Source organism: Streptomyces sp. IBSNAI002 (assembly GCF_052244475.1).
Taxonomy (GTDB): domain Bacteria; phylum Actinomycetota; class Actinomycetes; order Streptomycetales; family Streptomycetaceae; genus Streptomyces.
Genome location: NZ_JBQPXG010000005.1, coordinates 188,837 through 207,984, shown reverse-complemented (window position 1 = coordinate 207,984; position 19,148 = coordinate 188,837). Strand labels below are relative to the sequence as shown.

The 19,148-nt window shown below is 67.6% G+C and carries 19 protein-coding genes and 3 pseudogenes; 10 read left to right on the top strand and 12 right to left on the bottom strand.

Annotated features, from left to right (window positions below):
* Nucleotides 1-200 precede the first annotated feature (200 nt).
* The 3 genes and pseudogenes from ACTVZO_RS42755 to ACTVZO_RS42745 form a co-directional block, all read right to left on the bottom strand.
* Nucleotides 201-364: pseudogene (locus ACTVZO_RS42755) on the bottom strand (DDE-type integrase/transposase/recombinase); the annotation flags it as partial.
* Nucleotides 365-379: 15 nt separating this feature from the next.
* Entirely contained in the window at nt 380-2,365 is a 1,986-nt protein-coding gene (locus tag ACTVZO_RS42750) for a bifunctional metallophosphatase/5'-nucleotidase (RefSeq protein ID WP_443303998.1), read from the bottom strand.
* Between the two features lie 8 nt (nt 2,366-2,373).
* Nucleotides 2,374-2,691, bottom strand: coding sequence for a hypothetical protein (locus ACTVZO_RS42745; RefSeq protein WP_443303997.1), 318 nt, complete (start codon nt 2,689-2,691; stop codon nt 2,374-2,376).
* Nucleotides 2,692-2,925: 234 nt separating this feature from the next.
* Between ACTVZO_RS42745 and ACTVZO_RS42740 the strand changes: the two genes are divergently transcribed.
* Nucleotides 2,926-3,156: a hypothetical protein gene (locus ACTVZO_RS42740; RefSeq protein ID WP_443303996.1), complete on the top strand. Its 231-nt coding sequence runs from the start codon at nt 2,926-2,928 to the stop codon at nt 3,154-3,156.
* A gap of 147 nt (nt 3,157-3,303) precedes the next feature.
* On the opposite strand, the gene ACTVZO_RS42735 is transcribed toward ACTVZO_RS42740, so the two are convergent.
* The 3 genes from ACTVZO_RS42735 to ACTVZO_RS42725 all read right to left on the bottom strand — a co-directional run bounded on the left by ACTVZO_RS42735 (nt 3,304) and on the right by ACTVZO_RS42725 (nt 4,942).
* Complete coding sequence (locus ACTVZO_RS42735) at nt 3,304-3,888, bottom strand: SMI1/KNR4 family protein (protein ID WP_443303995.1); 585 nt, start codon at nt 3,886-3,888, stop codon at nt 3,304-3,306.
* An 81-nt stretch (nt 3,889-3,969) separates the two neighbouring features.
* Nucleotides 3,970-4,215, bottom strand: a complete 246-nt coding sequence (locus ACTVZO_RS42730; RefSeq protein WP_443303994.1) for a hypothetical protein — start codon at nt 4,213-4,215, stop codon at nt 3,970-3,972.
* A complete protein-coding gene (locus ACTVZO_RS42725) occupies nt 4,181-4,942 on the bottom strand; it encodes an aminotransferase class III-fold pyridoxal phosphate-dependent enzyme (RefSeq protein WP_443304056.1) in 762 nt (253 codons plus the stop codon). Before ACTVZO_RS42725 ends, ACTVZO_RS42730 begins: the two co-directional genes overlap by 35 nt.
* Before the next feature lie 271 nt (nt 4,943-5,213).
* Between ACTVZO_RS42725 and ACTVZO_RS42720 the strand changes: the two genes are divergently transcribed.
* The 3 genes from ACTVZO_RS42720 (at nt 5,214) to ACTVZO_RS42710 (ending at nt 6,552) form a co-directional block, all read left to right on the top strand.
* Nucleotides 5,214-5,753: a hypothetical protein gene (locus ACTVZO_RS42720; RefSeq protein ID WP_443303993.1), complete on the top strand. Its 540-nt coding sequence runs from the start codon at nt 5,214-5,216 to the stop codon at nt 5,751-5,753.
* A gap of 41 nt (nt 5,754-5,794) precedes the next feature.
* Nucleotides 5,795-6,115: a hypothetical protein gene (locus ACTVZO_RS42715; RefSeq protein WP_361316865.1), complete on the top strand. Its 321-nt coding sequence runs from the start codon at nt 5,795-5,797 to the stop codon at nt 6,113-6,115.
* A gap of 170 nt (nt 6,116-6,285) precedes the next feature.
* Entirely contained in the window at nt 6,286-6,552 is a 267-nt protein-coding gene (locus ACTVZO_RS42710; protein ID WP_443304062.1) for a hypothetical protein, read from the top strand.
* Here ACTVZO_RS42710 and ACTVZO_RS42705 read toward each other — a convergent pair.
* Nucleotides 6,453-7,072: pseudogene (locus tag ACTVZO_RS42705) on the bottom strand (transposase family protein); the annotation flags it as partial. The gene ACTVZO_RS42710 and the pseudogene ACTVZO_RS42705 overlap by 100 nt on opposite strands.
* Nucleotides 7,073-7,217: 145 nt before the next feature.
* Nucleotides 7,218-8,519 carry an ISAs1 family transposase gene (locus ACTVZO_RS42700; protein ID WP_443296498.1) on the bottom strand — a complete coding sequence of 434 codons (1,302 nt, stop codon included), beginning with the start codon at nt 8,517-8,519 and terminating at the stop codon, nt 7,218-7,220.
* Between the two features lie 570 nt (nt 8,520-9,089).
* Here ACTVZO_RS42700 and ACTVZO_RS42695 point away from each other — a divergent pair.
* The 3 genes from ACTVZO_RS42695 to ACTVZO_RS42685 all read left to right on the top strand — a co-directional run bounded on the left by ACTVZO_RS42695 (nt 9,090) and on the right by ACTVZO_RS42685 (nt 12,865).
* Nucleotides 9,090-9,539, top strand: coding sequence for a hypothetical protein (locus ACTVZO_RS42695; RefSeq protein ID WP_443303992.1), 450 nt, complete (start codon nt 9,090-9,092; stop codon nt 9,537-9,539).
* 39 nt (nt 9,540-9,578) lie between these two features.
* The gene (locus ACTVZO_RS42690) at nt 9,579-10,193 is read left to right on the top strand and encodes a hypothetical protein (RefSeq protein ID WP_443303991.1); all 615 of its coding nucleotides are present in this window, start codon (nt 9,579-9,581) and stop codon (nt 10,191-10,193) included.
* A 905-nt stretch (nt 10,194-11,098) separates the two neighbouring features.
* Nucleotides 11,099-12,865, top strand: coding sequence for an IS1634 family transposase (locus ACTVZO_RS42685; protein ID WP_443297370.1), 1,767 nt, complete (start codon nt 11,099-11,101; stop codon nt 12,863-12,865).
* A gap of 83 nt (nt 12,866-12,948) precedes the next feature.
* On the opposite strand, the gene ACTVZO_RS42680 is transcribed toward ACTVZO_RS42685, so the two are convergent.
* The gene (locus tag ACTVZO_RS42680) at nt 12,949-13,248 is read right to left on the bottom strand and encodes a hypothetical protein (protein ID WP_443303990.1); all 300 of its coding nucleotides are present in this window, start codon (nt 13,246-13,248) and stop codon (nt 12,949-12,951) included.
* An 81-nt stretch (nt 13,249-13,329) separates the two neighbouring features.
* Between ACTVZO_RS42680 and ACTVZO_RS42675 the strand changes: the two are divergent.
* A pseudogene (locus tag ACTVZO_RS42675) lies at nt 13,330-13,959 on the top strand (transposase family protein); the annotation flags it as partial.
* Nucleotides 13,960-14,211: 252 nt separating this feature from the next.
* Here the strand turns inward: ACTVZO_RS42675 and ACTVZO_RS42670 are convergent.
* The 3 genes from ACTVZO_RS42670 to ACTVZO_RS42660 form a co-directional block, all read right to left on the bottom strand.
* On the bottom strand, nt 14,212-15,390 hold the full coding sequence (locus ACTVZO_RS42670) for a TfuA-like protein (RefSeq protein ID WP_443303989.1): 1,179 nt from the start codon (nt 15,388-15,390) through the stop codon (nt 14,212-14,214).
* A gap of 684 nt (nt 15,391-16,074) precedes the next feature.
* Nucleotides 16,075-16,491 (bottom strand): ATP-binding protein, encoded by a 417-nt coding sequence (locus ACTVZO_RS42665; protein ID WP_443303987.1) that lies wholly within the window; start codon nt 16,489-16,491, stop codon nt 16,075-16,077.
* A 101-nt stretch (nt 16,492-16,592) separates the two neighbouring features.
* Complete coding sequence (locus tag ACTVZO_RS42660) at nt 16,593-17,024, bottom strand: hypothetical protein (protein ID WP_443303985.1); 432 nt, start codon at nt 17,022-17,024, stop codon at nt 16,593-16,595.
* 297 nt (nt 17,025-17,321) lie between these two features.
* On the opposite strand from ACTVZO_RS42660, the gene ACTVZO_RS42655 reads away from it, so the two are divergent.
* Nucleotides 17,322-18,575: a helix-turn-helix transcriptional regulator gene (locus ACTVZO_RS42655; protein ID WP_443303984.1), complete on the top strand. Its 1,254-nt coding sequence runs from the start codon at nt 17,322-17,324 to the stop codon at nt 18,573-18,575.
* A 14-nt stretch (nt 18,576-18,589) separates the two neighbouring features.
* On the top strand, nt 18,590-18,955 hold the full coding sequence (locus tag ACTVZO_RS42650; RefSeq protein WP_443303983.1) for a hypothetical protein: 366 nt from the start codon (nt 18,590-18,592) through the stop codon (nt 18,953-18,955).
* The last annotated feature ends 193 nt before the right edge of the window (nt 18,956-19,148 follow it).

The window sequence follows — 19,148 nt, the reverse complement described above, 5'->3', positions numbered from 1 at the left end:
TCACCGCTGCGACGCTCGCAAGGGCCTTGACCCCGGGTTTTGGACACCGGAGACACTTGGATCTTGATGGTCCAGGAGAACGGAGCCCCCGAGGGCAATCGCCTGATGGCCCGTCAGGGCGTTGCGAGGTGCCGGGGCATCGTTCAGGCCGACATGGACATGTCTGCGGTGCCCGATGATCTGGTTCCAGATGGTGAAGCGTTCAAGTCTTTGCGGGAGCGGTGGTCGCGGAGGGCATCACCTCGCGGTGCACAGCCTGGTACGAGCGGAGCTCGTCCGTGACGATCACTCGGGGCAGCTGCCCGGTGGTGGTGAGGAGCCGGCGGAAGAACCTGCTGGCCACGGCCTCGTCCCGGCGGTCTTTTCTTCAGTCGTCCCGTCAGCAGGGCGGATACGGCTGGTCGTCAGGCCTTGCCGCCGTCACAATTGCTGCCTCTGGCCGCGGCATGGGTGTCCCGTCGGAGAGGACAGGCTCCACCGGATCTACGATCTCGCCGAGCTCAGATTCCAATTCTCCGGACGACATCACCGACACACGATTAGCCGGCGCTGGAACGAGAGTCCCCGCCTGCCTGACGAAATTTACGAAGCTTTCGAAGTCACGCTGGTGGGTGAATGGTTCCTCGAACTCGGTCAGCGCGGGATACCCATCCGCCCCAAGCAGGGTGTAGGCCAGCGTGGCGAGCCGGTAGCGCTTCTTCAGGTTGAGGCGCTTGCCGTCGATGTAAACGTTGTAGGGGTCGACCCTGTACCCCACCCCAGCAACCGAGTTGAAGCTGTAGCGTACATTCTTGGAAACGGCGAACGGGGCGTACTGCATGCCTCCGTCATCCTTCGTCGTCCACTGTTGTTCCAGGGCGTCGTGGATCTGCTGTCCCGTGACCCACACGCTGACGACCGGGTCACCGAAACCCACTCCCCTCCAGGCATGCACGAACTGGAGGGCTCCGTTCGTGGCTGCGTTGTAGACGAGGTCTCCGGCAATGACTGTCTGTCCGACCCTGGGGGCGATAGCCACCATCGCCAGCTGCGCCGGCACGTTCGGGTAACGGTTGCCGTTGAAGTTCTTGTCCGTCGGCTGGCTTCCGGCCCACAGGGCCCAGTCGGCGACAAGGTCACCCATGGTGCTCTCCCCGGCAGCGTTCCGCGCACGGAGGAACGAACCGCTTTGCCTGCCGATCGTTGAATTGGCCCGTGCGGTGGCCTGTACGTTCCAGTAGGACACGACCTGCTGCATCTCAGGGTCTGGTGCGATGCCCGTCCGCGTATTCGGGTGGTTCGTGGACACCGTCAGTTCCCGCACCACCTTCCCGGTCCGCGGATCCAGCTTGAGGTTGATCTCGTTGATGAGCTGGCCATAGCATCCGGCCTCCACAAAGGGCCTAGGGACCCCGTTGGGGTCTGGCAGCATCATGTTGAACCGCGTGTGCCAGTGGCCGGTGACGATAACGTCAATGTCAGGCGAGGCGTGCAGGGCAAGCTCGTAGGCAGGCCCTGAGGGATTGCGCCCGGCGTTGAAATCGGCGCCTGCGACCGCCCCATCGTGCATGCTGAGCACGATCGCATTGATCCCACGCTTCTTGAGAATCGCCGCCAAGTGATTGACGGTCCTGATCTCGTCACGCGTCTTCACCGCGGGCAGGTAGGCGGTGGGGCTGACCTCCGTGCCGATGGCTGTGAGGTGGATGAAGGCGATGGGGATCTTCTTTCCCCCGGGCCCTGTGACGTACCGGATGTTGTATGCCGGGAGCACGTCGGCACCATCCTTGCGCCACACTACGTTCCCCGTGTAGTAAAGGAAGTCTGCCCCACTGAACCGGTGACCCGTCGAGTCGATGAAGGACGTGTCCTGACCCACAACGGGGAATGGGATGCCCTGTTCCATGTGCCTCGTGATCATGGCGGGGGACTTATCGAACTCGTGGTTACCAGCTGTGGAGAACTCGAGCTTCATCAGGTTGAGCGCCTCGATGGTCGGCTCGTCCGCGAAGACCGCTGTATCGAACTCCCACCCTGAGAAATTGTCGCCGGGACTGAAGAAGATGGAGTTCGTCCTGCCCTCCCTGAGCTCCTTCAAATGTGCAGCCATGTAAGCGACGCCGCCTACCGTATACGTCTGGCCGCCGTTGCCGTGGATGGTGGAGTTGCTGCCCGGCGCCGCTGCCAGGTAGCCGTGCAGATCCGTAATGTTTACCAGCTGAACATCCACGTAGCCGTCGGCCTTCGTAACGTCCCGGGCGTCGTCCGACGCGTACGCAGGGGCGCCGGTCGCGATGCTGGCACCGACGGCACCCATGGCAGTGAGGAAGGAACGGCGACCGGCACGTACGTCGTTCCAGGGCTTGACCGATTCCAGTGAAGTCATGAAGCCGACTATTTCGTGCCGGACATGACCCGATGGGCTTCGTCGGCTGTGCCACACTCACCTTCCCTCGGACGGCTGCCTGACAAACTGGCCCTCCGAGCAATCAGTTGCCCTCCCAGCTGGAGCGACCCGATACGCGATCCCCTTCGGTCCAGCTGGGAAAATGTGAGACACGGGAAGAAGGCAGCGACAAAGCGCTGCCAGTCGGAGGAGTACTCCAGCGTCGCGGCCTCGAACGCGCCGAACTCGACGTCGGCGAGGATCGCATCGAGGACGTCGCGGGCCCGGTCAGCGGTCTCTGCGGGGGTGGGCATGCTCGTGTTCACAGGGGGTTCGTCGCGGCGATTCATGCGGTGCCCCGCCCGGCCCGGGTGGACCGGTGCGGTTCGTGCCCCGTACGCCCGGGGGTTCGGCGTCCGCCCCGGACGTACGGGAGACGGAGGCCGCCGCGGCCGACCCGGAGTCATCCCCGCATGCGCATGGAACGGTGCCTTCGTGCTCTGGCCTTGGATGGATCGCCTCAAGGTGACGTGCTCACACCATTCTTGAAGGGGAGGCCGTTGGCGGACGTAGTGGGGATCATGGAAGCGCTGGCTGAACAGGGCATCACCGTGTTCATCAAGGCCGACGCCGAGCGGATGGCGGAGCGGCGCAAGCCCTGGACGTTCGTAGCCAGTGGTGTCCCTGTTCGTGACGACGCCCTCGTACGAACCGACGCCGCCTCGGTGGAGCAGTGCCTCGAGGCCTGCCTGCCCCGTCTACGCGAACTGGGCCTTTCGCTGCCTGAGTGACGCGAGAAGCCGCACCAGACAACGGGCCGGGAGGGGCTGGGGGCTCCGGTATGCCGTCGGCGCACCCAGATCAGCTACGCCCAACGGGGTGGAGGGGTGTCCACGGGTACGGGATGCATCGCCTGTCCGGGACCTGAGCCCCCGCGCCTATGGCATGGCACGCGCCGTGTCCGTCCATGCGCCGGACGACAGCCGGTGTGCGCCCTGCTCCCATGGCTGGGGCTCGATCAGATCGTCCCTGTCGAAGGCGTCCTCCTCGAACCAGCCCGTTCCCGCGAGCCATGTCTCCAGCCACGCTGCGAGGCTGGTCGAGTCGAGGAACCAGCACTGCTCCCATGATCCGCCGCTGTGCGGGTTCGGTTCGAAGAGCAGGACCTGACCGACCTCACCGAGACAGTCAACGCCTGCGTACATGGCACAGCCCCAGGTCAGGATCGGTACGACGCCTTCGGGCCACTGCGGGTGCTCCGCTCCGACGGACGCCTCGCGTCGCGTCAGGTACTCGCCGACGACGCTGGAGCCCGGACCGAGCAGTGGCAGCAGTCGGTAGTCAGGGCCGAAGCCGCCGTCGGCGACCTCGCGGTACAGGCGCGCAAGGAGGGGATGCAGCGCGAAGCCCAACTGCCTCTCGGCCTCCGCGATCCGGGCAGCATCGACGGGATCGGGAAGGTCGTCGCTGTCCGATGCGGCTCGGGTCGCAACTCGCTGCACGAGGTTGTCCATGACGGTCATGCCCTGGAGGCTGTCACAGCCCACTGACATGCCGGCCTTCTTCACGAGCAGCGGTTCCGGCGCACCTTCCGTTTGTGCCTGTCACGGCGCCAACCGCGCTCCGGCAGCGGCCCGTACCTCCGGCGTTTCCATCGGGTCGTCTCGGAGCCCCCTGATCCGCCGCAGGGTCTGCAGGTGGTGGGGTGCCGAGGCGATGCCCAGCAGCCGCGCCCGTTCCTCGCAGTACCCGAGCGCCCCGGTATAGACGTCGTCCAGGCCGGACGGGTCGATCGCGGCGAGGGCTTCCAAGTAGTCAGCGCGCTCGTACGAGTGCGGGGTGTGCGACAAGACCGCCACCCGGCTGGTCACCGAGGCTGGCGGAACCTGGAGCCGATACGCCCCTGGCAACCACAATCGGTGACCGCAGTGGTGCGAGCTGCGGCGACACCAGCACCGCGCCGACGGCGGTGTAGCCGGCACCGAGGCCTTTGGACAGGATGACCAGGTCGGGTTCGCACCCGTCCCAGTGATGACTCGCCAGAGGCGTGCCGGTGCGCCAGAGCCCGGTCAGGACCTCGTCGTGGATGACCAGGACGTTCCGCTCCCGGCAAATCTCCGCCACCCGTCGAAGGTAACCATCCGGCGGCGTGAAGGCGCCGCCCGTGGTCCCGTTGATCGGCTCGATCAGGACCGCGGCGACGTTCTCCGCGCCCCTGCTGTCGATCGCCCGCGCGACCTCGTTGGCACAGGAGGCAACGCAGCAGTGCCCTTCACGGGCGTGCCCGTGCGTCGGCGGGTAGGGAGCGGGGAAGGCGGGACCGAGACCGTACCGGTCTTCCGGGCGGGGGTTGCGGATCTGGTTGCCCGCGACCCCGAGGGTGAACATGCTGTTGCCGTGGTAGGACAGGTTGGACGTCAGGACGTCCCCCCGCCGCTTCCCGTCGCGGACCCGCACGATGTTCCGCGCCAGGCCCACCGCGACCTCCACGCCGAGCGTCCCGCACGTGGTCAGCGCGACGGAGTCCTCCGGCCGACCCACCGCGCGGCACAGGCGCTCCATCAGCTCCATCTGGATGTCGGGCCGGACGACGGCGGCCCCGCCGAACGAGTAGCGGGAGAACTGCCGCTCGATGCGGGAGAAGACCGTATCCCAGCCTGCCCGCCCCTACTCTGGGAAGCCCAGGCCGCGACGACGGAGAGGACCCGGTGCACACGCGAAGGCAACTGCTGGCGAACCTGGCTGTCACCGCGGCCGCCGCCATGGGAGCCCCTGTCGCCGGCGCCGCCCCGGCCAAGACCGAGGAAGCGCACTCGGCGAGACGCTCGTCGCCGGGCTGCGCGACGCCATGCTGGGACTCGGCCGCACTGCCCCCGACGCGCCCCTGGACCTCCTCGCGGCGGAACTGCATCGCGCCTCGGCCGACTTCAACGACTGCGCGTACTCCAGCCTCGCCCTACGTCTGCCACGCCTGATCTCCGCCGGGCACCAGTCCACCAGCGCCAGCGACACCTTCCCCGTTCTGGCCCAGGCCTACCTCCTCGCGACGCGAATCCTCATCAAACTCGACGAGCCGCAACTCGGCTGGATGGCAGCCGACCGCGCCCGGCAGTTCGCCGCCGCCGGCGGCACGCCCATGGTCATCGCGGAAGCAGCCCGCCAGCAGGCCGTCCTCGCCCGCAAGGCGGGATGGCACGACCAGGCCCTCACCCTCGCTCTCAACGCCGCCGACGACCCAGACCTGCGCGAACTCGGAAGCGCGGGGATCGCACAACGAGGTCTGCTCGTCGAGTGCGCCGCCTACACCGTCGCCCACCAACACGATCAAACCGGCATGCGCGAGCTGACCAGCGAAGCCACCGCCATCGCCATCGCCTCGGCGCCGTAACCCACCTCCGTGACACCAACGGAGGCTTCAGCTGGGCCACCGTGCAGCTCCACCTGATCTCAGCGGAGAACACCGCCGGTGATCCCTCAGCCGCCATCGCCGCCGCCGATGCCCTCGCCCCCCAAGCCCTCCCCACCACGGAACGACGCGCCCTCTACTTCACCGACCGTGCGAAGGCATTCGCCCAATGGGGCCGACGAGACGAATGCATCCGAGCTCTCCTCCAGGCCGAATACTGGGCACCCCAGGAAACCCACGCCCGCCCAGCCGTGAAATCCCTCGTCTCCGGCCTGCTGCTCTCCGGGCGCACCACACCCGAGCTCCGAGGCATCGCCGCCCGTACCGGAGTCCTCCACAGCTAGCTGACCAAGCCGCCGACCACGACGACGATGGTCGTTGCCCCCCCAGCTACCAGGAGCAACGACGGAGCACCGCCTCGGAGGCGGACACCAGGTCAACCGGTATCTGCCCGGAAGGGTGATGCCGTCGAGAGCCGCTGCAGGAGGTCCGGCCGTTCTGCTTCACTGCGGCCATGACCGACACCCGCGAGGCCCTCGACCGCGCCGTCACCGCGCTCGCCACGGGCTCGGACCACACGCAAAGCCAGTCCGTTCGAGTCCTGGTGTCGATCGCCCTCAACGAGCCCGCTCACCGCCCGCAGCCGCTCACCGCACTCGAAGACTTCACCGCGAGCAACCACGGTGTCCGCACGGACGCGGTGGTGTGCTCGGTGAGGGTGAGTTCACCGCCCGGTGGTCGGCGCCTGGCGGTGGTGACCCAGGCGCCCGCCCCGATGTAGGCCATGTCGGCGAGGATCGGGACGCCCTGGCGTGCGCAGATGCGGAGGATCTTGTGGGTGCGGGCGGCCGTCAGATCGTGGGTCCGGCCCGGCAGTGTCGGCGACAGCCACAGAATCACCCCGGCCGGGTCCGTGACGACCTGCACGTTCACCCCGTGCCGTTTGTGTTTCGAGGAGTGTCGCTCCTGCCGTCGCCGACCCGGTCGCACTCGGCGAGCGTGCCGTCCAGGAGGACGAAGTCCGGGTCGTGCGTCCGCAGTGTCTTCAGCAGGCCCGGCGACCGCTCGGCGAGTAGACCGATGACCGCGGTGACATGGGAGTGGGCAGTGCCGACGGATATCCCGAACGCCGCGGCGATACGGGCGAGAGTGTCATAAAGGCGCAGGTACACCAGTGCGACCAGCGCACGGCGATGCGGCGGCAGTTTGCACCGCCGGTCACCCTCACGGGTGACGATGAGTATCGTGACCCACTCGACCAGGGCATGCGGCAGGTCAAGTGCGGCGGGATGCGGAACCAACAGGGCGCCTGTGCAGCTGAGTTGAGACATCTAACACCTCACTCGACGGCACGGGAGCCCTGCCCGTTGCGCACCCCGGCCTCACACCGAACCGTCACCGGATCAGTGGCAGGGCCCCGGAGTGTTCCCGAGATGTCCGGTTTGGTCATGTGATGCCGTGGAGCCGCAGGACGGCGGTGGGGTCGGTGTGGGCGCGTCTGGCGCTGGCGGCGTTGACCCAGCCGAGGGCCCGGAGGGTGCCGCGGACGATGTCGCCGAGGCCGGCCATGACGGCGGGCGTGTTGCGGGTGCGGATGGTGCGGGCGTCTTCGCCGAAGGTGACGTCGCGGACCCAGTGGACGCTGTTCTCGATCGTCCAGTGGCCGCGGGCCCAGGCTGCGATCTCCTCGGGGCTCGCCTGCTCGGCGGTCAGGTCGGTGACCGCGTAGACGATCTCCTCGGACCACTTCTTCGTGCCGAGCGGGCGGCGCCTGCGGCGGATGCGGACCACCTGGCGGGCGTGGGGGAACAGGAGCCCGTTCACGCTGGCGACCTGCAGTTCACGGATCTCCTCGCGGCCGTGGCCGGACTCACTGGTGCGGTGCAGGACCGGGATCTGCTTCCAGGGAAGGGACTTGAGCTGCCGGGCGAGGTTCTTCTGGTTCCCCTTCACGGACAGCAGGTAGTGGGCGCCGCGCTCCTCGACCAGGTAGCGGGCGTGCTCGCGCTGGGCGTGCAGGGCATCGAGGGTGACCACGGCGTCTTCCAGTTCCTCGTCGGGGATCTGTTCCATGAGGGGCTGGAACTCGGGTATCTCGTTGGTCTTGGCGCCGACCTCGCGGGCGGCGACGGTCAGCGCGTCCTGGTGGCGCACTGCGGAGAACACGTAGACCTGGGAGCCGTCCGGGCGCTTCGCCCCGCGCAGGCACTTGCCATCCCCTGCGAAGACCCGCCGCCGGGCCCGGGACGGTGGTGTGCGTTCGGCGGCGTGGTGAGCGCGACGCTGTTCGCGTTCGGCGAGTCCCTCCGGGGTCCGCGCGCTCGGCGCCCGGTCTGCTGATTGCCGGGCCAGGACGGCCAGTCGCGTGTAGCCGGCTCGGGTCAGCTCGGCCGGGTCGACCTTGCCGTAGGCGTCGCGCAGGGTCTTCTCGTTGGGGCACCGCATCCGGCCGGTCATCGGATCGAACGGACAACCGAGATCGGCCAGGACCTGCTGATCACAGCGACGTGCCCACTCCCCGATCGCGACAAGGGAGTTATGGCCGGCGGTGGTCATCGCACAGACCCCGATCGCCAGCAGCGTCGCCAGCCGGTAGCGCCTCCCACGCGGATCACGCGAGTCCGGGACCTGGGCCAGAGCCTGCAGCAGCCCGTCCGGGACGACCGGCTCCGACGCGGCCAGCGACTGCGCAAGCAGGGGCGCGCACACGGGCACGACGGCCACAGGGCAGGATGAAGCAACGAGCACGGCACCCCTGCAGATCGTGAAGCCTAGAGAACTCCATGATCCACAGGTGCCGTGCTCGCTTCACGCCCAGGGACAACCGGCGCCCACGGGGCCAAATCAGACATTCCCGGAACACTCCGGGGCCCTGGGATCAGTGGCCACACTGAAAACCCTCAATGAGATGAATATTCGCCACGGCACGCGCTCCCCGGTGGCTTGAAAATGGATTCGTTGAGGTGGACCTGAGGTTCCTGTGTGAGCTGGCGCACATTTCCCTGGGGTTGATTGATAGCTACACGGAAATCTGAAGAGAATTCAGGAGTCACTGAGCTTCGCCCGGCGCGGACATCTCGGCGGACAGGCTCTGAATTCATCACGAGGAGTGCCATGCGGCGTATCAATTTTCGACGGCGGCGTGAAATCGCTTTGCTTCTGAGTGGGGTTGCAGTCTCCACGGTCTTTAGCGTGACTGCCGGCGCCGGAGTCTCCCACGCGGCAGACGGTGCCCCGTTAGGTGTCCCGGCGGGATCCGTCTCTGCGGACGGAAAATTCTTCGCCCCGGGTCCGAGTACCGTTATCAAGCGGACGGCGGTGGCCGAAAACAGCCAGCCGGTGGGCGAGGTTTCGTCTCCGGTATCTCCTGCGCCGGCTGGAACGACGGCCTACTACAACATCAAGAATGCGCATTGGATCAGCCAGTCGTGCGGTACCAACCTGATCCAGCAGACGAGCGGGCAGGGCAAGACCACACTCGTCCTGTCGGTTGAGAAGAGCGTCGCCGCGACCGTCACGAAGGAGGTCAACGTCGACCTCAAGTACGTCTCGGCAGGGATGGGCTGGAGTGTTACCAGCAGCTACAGCGTCAAGAACGAGTCGCGCTACGAGGTGCCGGCGGGCAAGTGGGGGACTGTTCAGGCCTTCCCGCTCTACGACGTGTTCGAAGGCGAGGCCTGGGCAGGAGTGGGTGGCGACCTGCCCACGGGAAAGAGGGTCTGGGCCTACAAGCCGGTAGGGGTCTGCTTCAATCAGTGGGCGCAGTGACGATACTCTGAACACGCGATATGAATGAGGTGCGGCTCCATGGCTCGAAAAGAACAAACTCTGGCCATCGGGGCTGCCTTCATCTTCTTGCTCGCAGGCTGCGAAAGCAGCGAGTCAAGCGAAACCCCCTCACCGAATCATTCTCATAGCACATCGCTGGCCGACCTTGAAACGGTTGCCGTGACGGGCGACCCGCTGGCCGATACAGCAGGTCCCGTCAAGATAATTGCTGAGCTTCAATACGGAACGAAACGCCTCGTCGCCTACGTGAACAATGATTCCTGTGGAATCCTGACCGATTCAAATACCGACCCCACCACGGCGAATCGTATTCATCTGGTGTCGAAGTGGCCTGCCCCCGGGGAGGGAAGCAATAGTTTCCCTGCGGGCCCTTACAACAGCGCCTCCGGATTCGGAGGCCCGAAAAGCTGGGCTTCTCTTCTGTGTGGCAAGAACGCCATGGTGATTGAGTTTGTTTCTGGGGAGGACAGTGCCCCAGAACAGCTGCGCGGCCAAGTAGCTGTCACGCAGGTGACCAGCAGCCCACCCACCTCGCGAATCATCATCGGCGAGCCCGCGGTACGAAAGGAGATCGAGGACTGGCAGAAGTCAGAAACCTCAGGAACCCCAGCTACCACCCCCCAAGCCCAGTAGGGCACAAGCCACCCCCGCCACGCCTGTTGTTCCTGCCGCCCGCAGGCCAACACGCACCGAGGGGCATTCGCGTTGATCCAAGGCCTTCAGTAACGCGAGCACGACCCAGCCGAGAACGCCGAGCTGCACCGCCGCCCCTACCCAGGTCATTCCGTGGTGAGTCTCGGGCGTGCCTTGGCAGGACCCCCTGCGGATGAACCCGCCACGAGTGGGGCACGGAGCCGGGGCCATCATGGGGGCATGAGCAGTCATCAGCCTCTTGTTCTCGCCGCGGCGCAGGCGGCCGGCCCCTGTCTGGTGGGGGAGGAGTCCGGCGTCCTTCCCAGCTGATCCCCGGACCTCGCATCGGCCTCCGTGCTGCGCAATGCCGCCACCGCCGTGCAGGCGGACGGGACACCGCCTGCGCTGCTCGTCTCCAGCGCCCGTCTGCTCCAGTCATCGCACCTACTGCAGCCGCAGTAATCCTCCAGCAGCGCCTGGCCGCGGCCGCCGCTGCCGGCCCCGGACACGACTTCGAGAGCCTCGGGCAGCCGACCACCCCACAGCAGTTCTGATCAGGTCCGGGCTGAGCTCGACCCCCTAAGGGCTGTCCCGTAACTGCGGGAGCGTGAGGGCCAGCCCGGCTTCGCGGACATCAGAGGAAGAGAAGCTCGACGTCTTTCGCGACGCAGAGCCGCAGAACAACCGTCAGCTGTTGGGCCGCGTCGATGTGTGTCCGAGGGACGCCGACCTCATTTCGCCACTGGTCCTGCGTTCCGCGTAATTCGGGCGGTCTAGAGGGTCTGATGAGGTGAAGTGCCTGGTCAGCAGCCTCGGTGGTGCCGAGCGGGCTAGAAACGCCTAGAGAAACGCTTTGGCCCGACTGCCCATTAACGGCATGACTCAGGCGTGTATGGTCTAGAGCGATGTATGTGAAGACGACGAGTCGGAAGACCAAGAGCGGCACGGTCCGCTACCTGCACCTGGCCCACAACACGTGGGACGCAGCGGCGGGGCGGTCGGTGCCCAAGCTGCTGTACGGCTTCGGCCGTGAGGACCAGCTGGACACCGACGCGGTGCGCCGCCTGGTCGGCTCACTGTCCAGGCTGCTGGATCCGGCTGCCGCACTGGCGGCGACCGCCGAGGCGAACACGGAGCTGGACTTCGTCGAGTCCCGCCCCTTCGGCGGCGCGTATCTCCTGGACCAGCTGTGGCAGCGGCTGGAACTCCCTCGCATCGTGGCCGCGCTGGGCACCCGGGGGCGAGGCCGTCCGCGGAATGTTGAGGCCACCGAGCGCGCCCTGTTCGCGCTGGTCGCGAACAGGGCCCTGGCACCGTCCTCGAAACTGGCCGCTGCCGAGTGGGTCAACCACGACGTGCACATTGACGGCCTGGACCCCGTCGACGACGACGCCTGCTACCGGGCGATGGACTGGCTGCACCAGATACGCGAGAAGCTGGAACAGCAGGTCTTCGATGCGGCTGCCCACTTGCTCAACCTCGAAGTCGACCTGCTGTTCTTCGACACCACCAGCACCTACTTCGAACTCGAGGACGCCGACCTGCCCGTCGCCCGCGACGAAAACGGCCTCCCCCTCCCCGAAACCGGCGACGGCGACGGCGACAGCGACAGCGACGGCGACGGCGACGGCGACGGCGACGGCGACGGCGTGAGCATGGGAGGGTTCCGGACCTGGGGGAAGTCGAAGGACTCCCGCGACGACCTGCCGCAGATCGTGATCGGGATGGCGGTCACACGTGACGGGATCCCGGTGCGGGTGTGGTGCTGGCCGGGCAACACCGGCGATTCCGCGTTGATACGCCAGGTCAAGGACGAGATGCGGGACTGGACCCTGTCCAAGATCGTGTGGGTCGCCGACCGGGGCTTCGCCTCCGCGGCCAACCGCCGCTACCTCCGCTCGGGCGACCACCACTACATCATCGGCGAGAAGCTCCGCTCCAACTCGCCCGAGATCAAGGCCGCCCTCTCCCGGCAGGGCCGATACCAGGACATCTCACACAACATGCGCGTCAAGGAAGTGAAGGTCTCCGAGAACGAACGCTTCGTGATCTGCCACAACCCCGAAGCCGCCACCCGGGACGCAGCGATCCGTACCCAGCTGACCGCCCAGCTCACCGAGCTGATCGAAGACAGCGACGCACTCTCGGACTACAAACGCGGCGAACTGCGCGGGAGAATCGCCGCGAAGCCCGGCCTGAACCGCTATCTGCGGACCACCCCGGCCGGCAAACTCCGCATCGATGCCACCAAGGCCAAGGCCGAGGCCAACCTGGACGGCAAGTACCTCCTGCGCTGCAGCGACCCGAAACTCTCGGCCGAGGACATCGCGCTGGGCTACAAGCAGCTCCTGGAAGTCGAGCGCGGCTGGCGCGACATGAAGCAGATCCTCGACCTCCGCCCGGTCTACCACCGCCTCGAAGAACGCATCCGTGCCCACGTCATCCTGTGCTGGCTCGCCCTGCTGCTGATCCGCATCGCCGAGACCACCACCGAGACGACCTGGCCCACCATCCGCCGCGAACTCGACCGGCTCCACCTGGGCACCTTCACCGGCCCCGCCGGCACCTTCCGCCAGCTCACCGACCCCACCAAGGCGCAACGCGACCTCCTGGCCAAGCTCCGCATCCCCACCCCGAAGAAGATCATCGAGGCCAGCACCACACCCCGCTGACCAGCAGCGATACCCCCGCCTAGAGAAACGCCTCACCGGCATGCTCAGGCACGTTTCCCCAGCTCAGACCCACAATCAAGCCTCTAGCCACGCTGAATTATGCGGAACGCAGGCTGGTCGACGATCGCCTCAAGCCGGGGCAGGAGCGCAGCACATTCAGCGGGCGAGAGCTCGCCTCCACCGTCGTCGGGGCGATCGAGGAGGGGTTCGAGCGAGGTGGAGACATCACTCCAGGGGCGTTCCCCGCCGAAGCCCCACATCCCGTCGAGATCGAACCCTTCGGCTCGCGCCAGCTGCCGCCGGAACGCAGCGAAGCCGCTGTAGGACCAGCCGACGTCGGGACTGCTGGTGTCTCCGTCTCCTGGGAACAGGGTGAGCCCCACGTCGTTCTCCCTCCCTCGGATCGTCGAATAGGCAAAGGATCGGTCGGCACCAGCGACGTCTGCAACTGAGATGATCCGTCTGTGGCTGGTGTGATCACGGCGTCGGAGCCGTCCTGGATACTTCCGTTCGCCGGGCTGAACCCGCGCAACTTCGGCAAGCTCGTGACCGTCCTACGGCGCGAGGGCGCGGACGCGGTCCGCAAGGGCCGACCGTGGAGCCTTCCGCTGGAAGACCGGGCGCTGCTGGTGGCAGCGTACTGGCGCACGAACCTGACGATGCGACAGCTCGCTCCGCTGTTCGGGGTGTCCAAGTCGGCGGCGGACCGCATCATCGACCACCTCGGACCAATGCTCGCGCTTCAGCCGCGCAAGCGGTTCACCAAGGACACCGTGCTCATCGTGGACGGCACCCTGGTCCCCACCCGCGACCACTCCGTCGCCGAGAAGTCGAAGAACTACCGCTACTCAACCAACCACCAGGTCGTCATCGACGCCGACACCCGACTCGTCGTCGTGGTCGGCCGACCGCTCGCCGGCAACCGCAACGACTGCAAGGCATGGGAGGAGTCCGGAGCCAAGGCCGCCGTCGGCAAGACCCTCACGATCGCCGACGGCGGCTACCCGGGCACCGGCCTCGTCATCCCGCACCGCCGGGAGCGCGGCCAGACCGAGCTCCCGGACTGGAAAGAGGAACACAACAAGTCTCACCGCATCCAGCTGGACGGCACCATCCGAACCCGCCGCCCCGAGGACACCTGGCAGGCCCTCGCCCCCGAACTCGGCCCCCGCTACCAAGACGCCGTGCGGTCTCCCGGACCCCGATGCCCTGCGCTTTCAGGATCGCCGGGCCACCAGATCGGCCTTCCACTGCGCGACCGAAGCCCGGTAGTCGAGTCGGCCGCCACGAGTCGCGGCATGCCGAGATCCTTCGACGGTGTCCCGGGAGCTGCGGCGCGCTGACCATCACACGGCCGTCCCTTCGGGGATGTCGGCCAGGAATCCGGCCAGAAAGTCCTTCATGTGGTCGATGGCGTCGGAGGCGTTGCGGAATCCGCGGGCGGCCGCCACGTCCTCGAGGGGGGCCGTGCCGGTCCGCCACAGACGTGCCAGGGTCCGGCGTGGCACGTCGTCGCCGATCGCCTCGGGGGAGAAGCCGCGCACCTGGTCGCGTAGAGCGGTGTTGGCGGCTGCGTAGCGGGCCACCGCGTCGCGGTCGGCGGCGGTCTCCCGGCACAGGAGCAGGGCTCTGGTGTCCTCGTCGTGCAGGTCCGGCACGGGCCGGAATAAGAGATACGGCGGCGGCGCGGGGTGGTTGGCGTGGTCATCCAGTACGTAGGCCACGCGTCGGCCGAGGGGTACCGGACCGGATCGTGTGGCCAGGTGCTCCAGCCACCGGCCCCAGACCTGCGGAAACCCGGGATCGAAGATCTGCTGGTAGGCGAGGCGAGCACCGGTGGGAAGCCGTCGGCCGTCTGTCTCCTCGGTGGCGCGGCGGTTGGCCCATGCGCGGGTGTAGTCGGTGGAGACCGGGACGGGCCGGCTGTCGCGCGGTGGGGGAAGGCAGGCTTCGCGGGCCAGGGCCAGGGCGCCGAGTGCGTCCGCGCGCTTCAGGTCGCCCCAGTGGGGATCCTGCGCCCGGTGCTCGCGTGACCGGGTGAGGATAGGGGCTCCGGCGATCTGCCGGACGACGGACCTGACGGCGGACTCGGTGCGCTGCTGGTAGGGGATCTCGGCGAGGGCACGCAGGAGCAGGGCCGCCGTCCGGCTGGTCATGACCTGTTCTCGTTCGGCGGTCCGCACGATGTGACGCAGACTCACGAGAGGCCAGGTCTGCGCGCTCAGCTCGCCGTCGGGGCTCTGTGCGACGGCCACCTCGTCGTCCCCGGTCAGCGCGCCGCTCGCGTAGGCGTGGTAGATCCGGCCCGATCCGATCATGCCGTGGCCGTCCAACTCGGCGGCCCGAAGGGCGCCGATGCTGGCGGCGCCGATCACTCGCACCCCGTGCGAGATCGCGGCGAGGATCTCTTTGTGCCGCAGAGCGGGGGCCTGGTGGTACACGCCATCGATGAGGACGACCGTGTGGCCCCGCTCGATCGCGGGGTCTTCAAGGTCGCCGTGCCGCGCGGGCGGGAGCACCCGCATGTGCCACCACCCTCTGAGGGCGGGCTCACTGGGCGGCAGTGTGGGCCCGACGTATACGTGGATCACGGGGTTCCTCCAGGTGGGAGAGACGGGAAGGGGCTCGGCGCGAGCGTTCGCCCCGAGCCCCCTGGTGGTCGCGGGCCGCGGGCGGGTGCTAAGTCCCCGCCTCACTCCGGCCCGTCACGGAAGACGCCGGCTACGGCCCTTCGTTCTCTACGTCTTCGATCCGGACCACGCCGGTCAGCACGAGTGCCTTCGCGGCCTCGGCCGGGTCCGCTTCGGCGGCGGCGTGTTCAGACTTCGACAGCTCCATCGGGTTTCCCTTCTCTGTGCCTCACGCCCGGCCGAATGGCGGGAGCGTGCCTTGCTGCCGGTCACCGCCCCGGGCCGTGGCGGCCTGAGGGGTGCGGTGCCGGGGTCTGGGTGCCTGGTCGCCCCGGGTGCCTGCGGTGTGTGGCCGGCGGTCCGGGGGCGGCCAGGCGGAGCAGCGGCGGCACCGCGGGGACGGTTCGCGGCCGCTCACCCTGGCGTACCTGGGGCGGCGCGCGGGGAGCGGAAGATTCAGATGGGTTGAGGATGATCAGGCGGGCGTCTGCCAGAAGGTGCCGTAGAGCAGCGCGCCGACGACGGCGAGGAAGGACAGCACGTACGCGACCGTGTGAACGACTGCCTTGATCTTGGCCTTCACGGTGTCGCCTCGGGTGCGGTCAGCTCGCCCCATACGCGCTTCCCCCAGGGCAGCCGGTCGACGTCCCAGGCGTCGCACAGCGCCTCTACGATCGCCAGGCCCCGGCCGTCCTCGTCGCCGCCGTCAACCTTGCGGCGCTCGGGCATCTTCCGCGACCGGTCGACCACAGCGATCCGCACGCGACGCGGATCAAGAAGCGTCACGGTCACACGCACGAGATCCTGGTGGGCGTGCATCGCCGCGTTCGCCATCAGCTCGGACACGACCATCCAGGCCGCGTATTCGAGCTCGTCCAGACGCCAGACGTGGAGCGCCGAAGACGCCAGATGCCGCGCGGCATGAGCAGACTCAGGGGTCCTCGGCAGGTTCTCGCTGTAGGCGGGATCCCCCGTCGGTGACGGTTGGATGGGCATGCGTGCACCGTTCCTCACCGGCGGGAGAGCCGTACCGCCGACTACGTTGTAGGACTCTGGAGACGCTGTTCTTCCTGGCACGAGCCGACGTGCGGACCGGATCACTGGATTTCACTGCCGACCGGGCCGAGCCGCCTGCGGCCGAGGGCCGCGAAACAGGCGACCGGCTGAGGGGCGCAGAGCATCCCGGGCCTCTCCAGGGGAACCACCCACCAGGGCCTTCCGTCGACCGGCTCGCACCGGTCCGGCGCAGGAACGAGCAGCAGGCGGCGCGAAGGGTGCAGGACCGTACCGGGCACCCTCCATAACAGAGCGGCGCTCGCGGGGAGGAGCACCGTGTATCCGCCCCCCTGCCGGAAAGCGGACGGGTCGTAGAACACAGGGCCTTCCAGGACTTCCGCGATCCGGCCGGCGCAGGCCTGCGGGCTGTTGCCCTGGGCGGCCGTGTGCATCACGGCAGCGGGGATCAAGACGGCGCAGAACAGACCACCCGGCCTCAGCCAAGCCGCGCCCTTCTGTTTCCACGTGGTCATGGCCACCGGCACGACCGGCGCGGACGCCAAGAGCCAGTGCCCCGAGGCGAGCCGACGCTCGTGCTGGGTGGTAGCGGCCGATGTGATCAACGGCGTGTCCGGGCGGAGGGTTGAGCCTCCGCCATCTCGTGGTGTGCTCTCATATCCGCACCCTTCCGCTGCGTCATGCCCGGTCTGTTCCCGACAACTCCCAGGAAAGCGCCGGAAGTCGACGCACTCCACGGCATACATGCCGCATTCTTGGAGCAGATCCGTGCACGGGTGCCGCAGGCTTGGAAGTCGCGGGAGGGGGTCGTCATGGGGCTGGCCGAACGGCGTAAGACCCTGGGCTACAGTCAGGAGAAGCTGGCCGGCTTACTCGGCGTGGACCGCACGACGGTCGGACGCTGGGAGAGCGGCAGGATCGAACCGCAGCCACCCCAGCGGCGAGGCTTGGCCATCGCCCTGGAAGTCAGCCTCCAAGAGCTTGACGCCCTCCTGACAGAGCTACGAGCCGCAGGGCAGGAGGCCACAGGGCAGCAGTCCAGTGACCACCCGAGCGCGGGAGACCCTGACGAAATGATCCGCCGCGAATTCCTCCGCATCCTCACCGTCAGCGGGGCACTGACGGCCCTGCCGGTCGACGAAGCCGAAGCCCTCACGGACGGGGTGCTGAGGGGAATGCCCGCCGACTTCGAACGGATGAACAGCCACCTCTGGCAGGTGTATCACCTGGCACGTTCGAAGGGATCGGTCTACCCGGTCATCCGCGACCAGCTGACAGCGCTGAACGAGGCATTGGCCGCCGGCCGAGGCAGTTCCCGCCCCCTCCTGAGCGCAGCGGCCGACCTCTTCCAGATGGCCGGCGAGGTCGCTTTCGACGGTAACCGCTACACCGACGCCGCCGCCTCGTACTCACTCGCTGCTTCGGTCAGCAAGGACGCGTACGCGTACGACCTGTGGGCCTGCGCCCTCGTACGCCACGCCTACGTGGACATGTCCGAGCAGCGTTACCGCCAGGCGGCGCAGATGCTGGGGGCGGCCGAACGGCTGGCCGGTCGAGGGAACAGCGACCTTTCGACGAGGCATTGGGTCGCGTCGGTCCAAGCGGAGGCGTACGCCGGCCTTGGGGACCTCAAGGGGTGCGAACGCGCACTGGACCAGGCCGAGAAGGTCAGGGACCTCACCGCGGGCAGCACGAACGGCGGATGGCTCCGCTTCGACGGCACCCGCCTGGCTGAGGAGCGCGGAGCGCGGTACGTGCAGCTTGGACGCCTGGACCTGGCGGAAGCGACGTTGAAGGGCGCACTGGCGCAGACGGCCCTTGCATCCGGGCAGTCTTATCGGCGCCGGGGTGCAGTGCTGACCAGCCTGGCCGCCATCGGTGCCAAGCGGCGTGACCCCGACGAGGTTCTCGCACACGGGCGGGAAGCCGTCAGCCTGGCCCGAGCCTCATCATCCGGGTACGTCGCCCGTAGACTCCAAGCCCTGTGCGACGAGTTCGGTCCCCTGAGCCGGGACCACCGCGTAGCAGAGCTGGGGGCGGAGATCGCCACGCTGAGCACGCCGTGACGAGAGGGGTAGGCATGTCGCAGACCGAAGGTGCACGACTGTTCCGGGAAACCTGGATCGCGGGAGTGCACCAGCACTTCCCCGGAGAGCCGAAGGCCGGCTACGTGACCCCGTGGGAGGACACCCCGCAATGGGAGCGCGAGGCCGCGGGGGCAGTCTACGACCAGGTCCGGCAGTTCATCGAGCTGAGCGGCGGCCACACGTCGAGGCTGTCCCGCGAGCAGAAGAGCCGATTCGTCGCGACATGCTGGACGGCCCAGATGTTCAAGCACTTCGAGGACCCGAAGCCGGGCTACGTGGCTGACTGGCCCGACCTGCCATCCTGGCAGCAGGAGACCGACGCCGACATCTTCGAGGCCATCGAGAAGGCCACCATCTGACGCGACGACCCATCCCCGGTCACGCACCTCTGAACTTCACGCCGAACCCGGCGGCCAGGGACACTTCGCCCTGCGATCGGCCCATCCCCGCGTGCGCGGGGAGCAGGACTTCCTGGAGGCCTGGGGGCGCCCGGACGGGCAGGGTCCATCCCCGCGTGCGCGGGGAGCAGGCTTGCTGACCTGGGACTCTACG

Excerpts from the sequence above, each read along its gene's own strand:
- ACTVZO_RS42650 (WP_443303983.1), top strand. The coding sequence starts at position 18,590 with ATGTCGCAGACCGAAGGTGCACGACTGTTCCGGGAAACCTGGATCGCG.
- ACTVZO_RS42685 (WP_443297370.1), top strand. The coding sequence starts at position 11,099 with ATGTATGTGAAGACGACGAGTCGGAAGACCAAGAGCGGCACGGTCCGC.
- ACTVZO_RS42665 (WP_443303987.1), bottom strand. The coding sequence starts at position 16,491 with ATGCCCATCCAACCGTCACCGACGGGGGATCCCGCCTACAGCGAGAAC.
- ACTVZO_RS42670 (WP_443303989.1), bottom strand. The coding sequence starts at position 15,390 with ATGCGGGTGCTCCCGCCCGCGCGGCACGGCGACCTTGAAGACCCCGCG.
- ACTVZO_RS42655 (WP_443303984.1), top strand. The coding sequence starts at position 17,322 with ATGGGGCTGGCCGAACGGCGTAAGACCCTGGGCTACAGTCAGGAGAAG.
- ACTVZO_RS42660 (WP_443303985.1), bottom strand. The coding sequence starts at position 17,024 with ATGACCACGTGGAAACAGAAGGGCGCGGCTTGGCTGAGGCCGGGTGGT.
- ACTVZO_RS42720 (WP_443303993.1), top strand. The coding sequence starts at position 5,214 with ATGCTGGGACTCGGCCGCACTGCCCCCGACGCGCCCCTGGACCTCCTC.
- ACTVZO_RS42710 (WP_443304062.1), top strand. The coding sequence starts at position 6,286 with ATGACCGACACCCGCGAGGCCCTCGACCGCGCCGTCACCGCGCTCGCC.
- ACTVZO_RS42735 (WP_443303995.1), bottom strand. The coding sequence starts at position 3,888 with ATGACCGTCATGGACAACCTCGTGCAGCGAGTTGCGACCCGAGCCGCA.
- ACTVZO_RS42750 (WP_443303998.1), bottom strand. The coding sequence starts at position 2,365 with ATGACTTCACTGGAATCGGTCAAGCCCTGGAACGACGTACGTGCCGGT.
- ACTVZO_RS42690 (WP_443303991.1), top strand. The coding sequence starts at position 9,579 with ATGGCTCGAAAAGAACAAACTCTGGCCATCGGGGCTGCCTTCATCTTC.